The organism is Mesorhizobium sp. M2A.F.Ca.ET.067.02.1.1, assembly GCF_004023285.1.
Classification (GTDB): Bacteria; Pseudomonadota; Alphaproteobacteria; order Rhizobiales; family Rhizobiaceae; genus Mesorhizobium.
Map to the genome: position 1 here is coordinate 1 of NZ_RZSB01000494.1, position 4,552 is coordinate 4,552.

Sequence of the window (4,552 nt, forward strand, 5' to 3'; positions counted from 1 at the left end):
CGGCGGCGCGCCGGTCGGCACCTCCTGCCCCTCGCAGTGAGAGTATCAAAACCCATGCCAATTCGGCCGAATGAGGCGCAGAAACAGTTCTTGTGAGTGTTTTCAGCCGCTTGGCCTGAGGCAAAATAAGCAATTAAGCAAACAAGCCGGTGTCGAGGAGCCGACGAAGCTGACAGAATGTTGATGCCGTTGACATAGGGGGCGCCGATGCAAGCCTGCCTTGCCGGTAACAGCCCCTCGGATCAGTCGAATAACGGTCATGTTGCTGACGCCGAGACGGCTTACAGCTTCACTCAGGATCAGCTGGCGCTCCGCACGTTCGCCCTTCCGGTAGACCGGGATTTGATGCGCGCCGCGGAAATTGCGCACGCGCAGTTGCGTCCAGGTCTGTCCCCTGGCCGAGCGTATGCCGAGCCGGTTGAGGACGGGGCGATGCTGTGATCGGGCAAAAGTTGTGGCGAGTTCGCGCATCAGTGTTCCGTCGCCACGTGTCTTATAGCGGTTTTGGCCAGACCGGTTCTTCACCACTGCGAGCCGCGTGTGATCGCCGCCCCTGCCTGTGTAGCACGAGGTGGAGCCGACCGGTTCGGCCGTGACAATGATCTCCTTCAGCGCGGTGCGCACATCCGGTGCGCGTCTCGACCGAAGCGGCGGGATGATTTCACAGTCAGGCACGTCGTCGGCGAGCACATAAAGCGTCGTACGCTCGTCGTCGCTAACGGCGCTCGGCTGCTCGTTGTGCAAGCTCCTCTGATCTTCGAGCCGCGCGACCGCCTGATCGCGGATCAGAACCGCCCAGCCCTCACGTCGGCGCGCCACACCGGGGTGACGACTTCGCGACCGCCTTCGACGCGCGCGCGCGTGGCGGTGCGCCCAAAGACATAGGCACCAGCATAGATCGGATTGGTCAGCAGCCGACGGACGGCGGGGTAGCGCGGCGCGCCCCACATCTGTGATCGCGCCATACCTATCGTGGCGAACCCTCGTGCCAGCAGATCGCCGGACCTCCTGTCGATGAAGCCATCGGCAGGCTGATTACCGACCAGATGACGCCGGCGGCCGTCGAACTGGCGCTCGAAGTCCGCAAGGAGATCCAAGCCCGGCACGAAGAAGCGGATTGGCTGCGCTGTCGCGCGATCGAGCGAGCGCTGACCTCGCCCAGCGCCGTTTGACGCTGGTTGATCCAACTAATCGTCTCGTCGCCGACACGCGGCCGGCCTTAAACCGTGCTGTCGGCTGCGCTCGCGCTCCTCGCGGGCATTGGCCAATATGTGGAGAGCTGAGTTCTACGGTCGCGGGTATGGAGGCGCTCGAAAGACGAGCTGCTGTATTCATACTTTGCCGATCTAGATGTTTGATCCCAGGCTCAGATGACGATGCTGAGGTCAAGAGGTGTGTTAGGGCGGCATCGTGTTGCTCCCAATTGGCGGCGGAATCCAGAGCTGGGCCCGATTGCGTGACACGGCTCGGTCAATCGAGCCTAGTCAAACTCACATACGGTCGCCGCTTGAGACGGCTGCACCAATATCCCGCTTGCGGCGGCAGGGGTCCAGAAGGCGAGACCCGTCTTTGATACGGCATTTCAGCCAGCTGGGATCTCGGTTCGCCTCCTGGATCCGCCGAGGCTGATCAGGCCTCGAGGGATGAGTGCATCGGTGCGATCTCGTCAGACAGCCTTCATGACGGCACCTTCGATGACGACGCCCGCGGTCACGTATTTCCACAGCGCCACGAGCAGCTTCCTTGCAAGGGCGACGATGGTTGTCTTTTTGAGGCGCCCCTGATTGTGCATCACGTGTTCGTGGATCCAGCGGGTAAGCGCTGAACTCGGTTGATTGCGCAGCCACAGCCAGGCCAACTCGATCATCGTGGTTCGCAGCCGGGGGCTGCCGGCCTTCGAGACGCCTTGCTCGTGCTGGACCGATCCGCTCTGCCAAGGCGTCGGCGCGAGCCCGCATAGGCGGCGACCTTGCCGACGATTATCGAAGTGCCGGAACAGCCCTTCCGCGTAGAGGATGGCGGCACATTCGGGGCCGATGCCCTTGAGATCGAGCAATCTGCTGGAGTTTTGGCGACTTCGATTGCCAGCAGAGCGTCGCGCTCGGCCTGCACCTCTTTGATCTGGACTATCACCAGTTCGAGTCGGTCGAGCTCGCGACGGATTTGCCCCTTCAGATGTTCTGGCAGTGCGCGGCCGTCGCCGATCCTCAATTCCTCAAGCCGATGTCGCCGGTCACGTCGCAGCGGGCCCTGAGCAAACAGCGGGCCCTTGATCCGGTTGACATGGCAGGTCCGCTCACCAACCAGAGCCTTGCGTTCACGGCCGATGTGCCGATGGTCCTCCTCCTTGACGTTCGGTACCCTAACCATCGCGCACACGCGCGGCTCGCCTCGTTTGTAGGCGAGCAGCGCACGCACCAACGCCTCACCATCGAGCTTGTCGGTCTTGGCACGACGCCGCCGGCGCGACGTGGCAATCGAGGCGGCGTCGACGACATGGCTTTCGATCCCCTCGGCCTCCAGGATTCGATGGATCCAGAAGCCGTCGAGACCCGCCTCCTGAATGACCACAAGCGCAAAGTGCCGGCAGGCGCGCGCCTGTGCCTTGTCCTGAAGCCGGGCAAAGCGTGCCAGCAGTCCTGTGATATCGCCGCCGCGTAGCGCATGTTTCGACATCTTCTCCCCACTGCCCGGCGACAGCGAAGTGATCAACCAGGTCGATTTACTGAGTTCCAAAGAAACGAAGATCGCGCCAAGATCGGTGCGGATAGCGGCAGGCGCCGCAAATCCATCGGCTACAACCCGCATGATTGGCCTCCACAGAGTTGTTGGTCAGCAACCCCACTCTGCCAGAGCGCAGGTCGCTATCCACCACCGGTCATGGGATCTTTGATGGGGCATCATTGTCGTCCGAATCAAAGGGTGCGCTATGGGCCAAGTTCTTCATGGGAGCGCCACAACGACAGAGGCGGTCCGTCGAGCCATAGAGCATGAGCACATCAAGCTTGTGATCGGAAACGACTGGAATTTGCGCAGAAGGCATTCATACACTGCGGGCTGGCGTTATGGGGTATGTCATGGCCGTTGCAGCAAACCTTGCTCAGACTAAGGCCATTCTTCAACGTGCAACCGACTTGATCAATTGCTCGATCACACCATCGGCGAATAGGAAGAAATATGCAACGCGGGAGCGAGACCATCAGATTCTCGAATGTTCGTTTGCAGCCCAGCGGCTGCGGGTGAATTGCTCCAACCGGCGGGCCAGCTGCACGTCGCCGCTGATGGCTTCACGGCTTCGCAGGGATTCGACCAGGACATCTCGGACGGCGCCTGGAAGGAATGGGATTGTGCCTGGCGCCAGATCGCTCGCATCGACAAGAAAATCCCGCCATCGTGGAAGCTCGCGGATTTGATCATCACGGCCGGGCTTCGCGGTATCCTGTTTCCTTCGCTGCGCCACGCCGGTGGCACCAATCTGGTGATCTTTCCGGCCAATCTTGTCGACGGCGACCATGTCGCGGTTCACGATCCCGATGACCGGCTGCCGCACGACCAGTCATCTTGGCCCTGAGTTGCTAGCTGTCGTAAGCAACCTGTTTTTCGATCAGTTCAGAGCGCCTCATCCTCAACGACGCCTCTCGTTGGCTCGCCCTCTTCCCCGTCGCCCGCCCCGGTCAGCCCAGTCGGGATATCGCCGGCCAGCAGCTTCTCCTTCGACAACAGCCCGGCGTCCTCGAGCGCCTCGAAATCCGGCAGCTGTCGCAGCGTGTCGTGCCCGAACTGCGACAGAAAGTTTTTGGTCGTCACACAGGTGTAGGGCGCGCCTGGCTGCGGGCTGCGCGGCCCCGAGGCGATTAGATCCTGCGCGCGCAGCACGCCGATCAGATCACGCGACACCTCCTTGCCGAAGAAGGATGACAGCTCGCCCCGAGTGATCGGCTGGAAGTAGGCGATGCACATCAGCACAAGCGCCTCCGACTGCGACAGGTCTTTTGTCCCCTGCCCCGCCGGCGTGCCGAAGGCGGCGTGGATCGCGTCGCCAAAAACCTTCTTGGTCCGGTGTTGCCAGCCGCCGGCGACCGCGACCAGCTCGTAGGGGCGGCCGGCAAGCTCGGCGCGGATGTCGTCGATGACCAGCTCGAGATTGCAGTTTTTTCCCACAACCCGCGCCAGCACCTCGCGCGGCACAGGCTCGCTGGCGGCGAAGATCACCGCTTCGACGCGGCCCATCCACTCGCGCCAGCGCAGTTCCGGCGGCAGGTGCTCGAGCTCGGTGTCGAGCAACGCCGGCTGATCATCTGGCTTGCGGCGGACGGAGGCCTGGCTCATCGCTAGAGCCCAAACAGCCGGAAGCTGGCGCGGCCCGACAGCTCGCGCACGACATCCAGTTGTTGGAGGCGCTCGAACAGGCGCCGCGCCGCAAAGCGCGACAGGTTTTTGGTCGTGAGCGATCCGGCGACAGCGTCTTCATTCAGGAGCAAAAAGATCACGTCGCCAGCGCCCTTGGCGCGCAGTTTTGGCGCCACCGCCAAGAGCTTTTCGCCGCGGCGCG

The 4,552-nt window shown here is 62.4% G+C and carries 5 protein-coding genes and 1 pseudogene; 1 reads left to right on the forward strand and 5 read right to left on the reverse strand.

The annotated features are described in order from the left end of the window. Positions 1-102: 102 nt before the first annotated feature. The 3 genes and pseudogenes from EOA28_RS25915 to EOA28_RS25925 form a co-directional block, all read right to left on the reverse strand. Positions 103-744 carry a hypothetical protein gene (locus EOA28_RS25915; RefSeq protein WP_128315424.1) on the reverse strand — a complete coding sequence of 214 codons (642 nt, stop codon included), beginning with the start codon at positions 742-744 and terminating at the stop codon, positions 103-105. 41 nt (positions 745-785) lie between these two features. Continuing rightward, positions 786-1,187 (reverse strand): recombinase family protein, encoded by a 402-nt coding sequence (locus EOA28_RS25920; RefSeq protein WP_189342190.1) that lies wholly within the window; start codon positions 1,185-1,187, stop codon positions 786-788. A gap of 479 nt (positions 1,188-1,666) precedes the next feature. Beyond that, a pseudogene (locus EOA28_RS25925) lies at positions 1,667-2,808 on the reverse strand (IS110 family transposase). A gap of 436 nt (positions 2,809-3,244) precedes the next feature. Between EOA28_RS25925 and EOA28_RS25935 the strand changes: the two are divergent. Continuing rightward, positions 3,245-3,571: an RES family NAD+ phosphorylase gene (locus EOA28_RS25935; protein ID WP_245501595.1), complete on the forward strand. Its 327-nt coding sequence runs from the start codon at positions 3,245-3,247 to the stop codon at positions 3,569-3,571. A gap of 38 nt (positions 3,572-3,609) precedes the next feature. Here the strand turns inward: EOA28_RS25935 and EOA28_RS25940 are convergent, their stop codons facing one another. Both EOA28_RS25940 and EOA28_RS25945 read right to left on the reverse strand, forming a co-directional pair. Beyond that, positions 3,610-4,329 carry an SMC-Scp complex subunit ScpB gene (locus EOA28_RS25940; protein ID WP_128315427.1) on the reverse strand — a complete coding sequence of 240 codons (720 nt, stop codon included), beginning with the start codon at positions 4,327-4,329 and terminating at the stop codon, positions 3,610-3,612. 2 nt (positions 4,330-4,331) lie between these two features. Further along, the coding region (locus tag EOA28_RS25945) for a DUF1403 family protein (protein WP_128315428.1) at positions 4,332-4,552 on the reverse strand (221 nt) is incomplete at its 5' end.

Coding starts and splice junctions, on each gene's coding strand:
- EOA28_RS25940 (WP_128315427.1), bottom strand. CDS start 4,329: ATGAGCCAGGCCTCCGTCCGCCGCAAGCCAGATGATCAGCCGGCGTTG.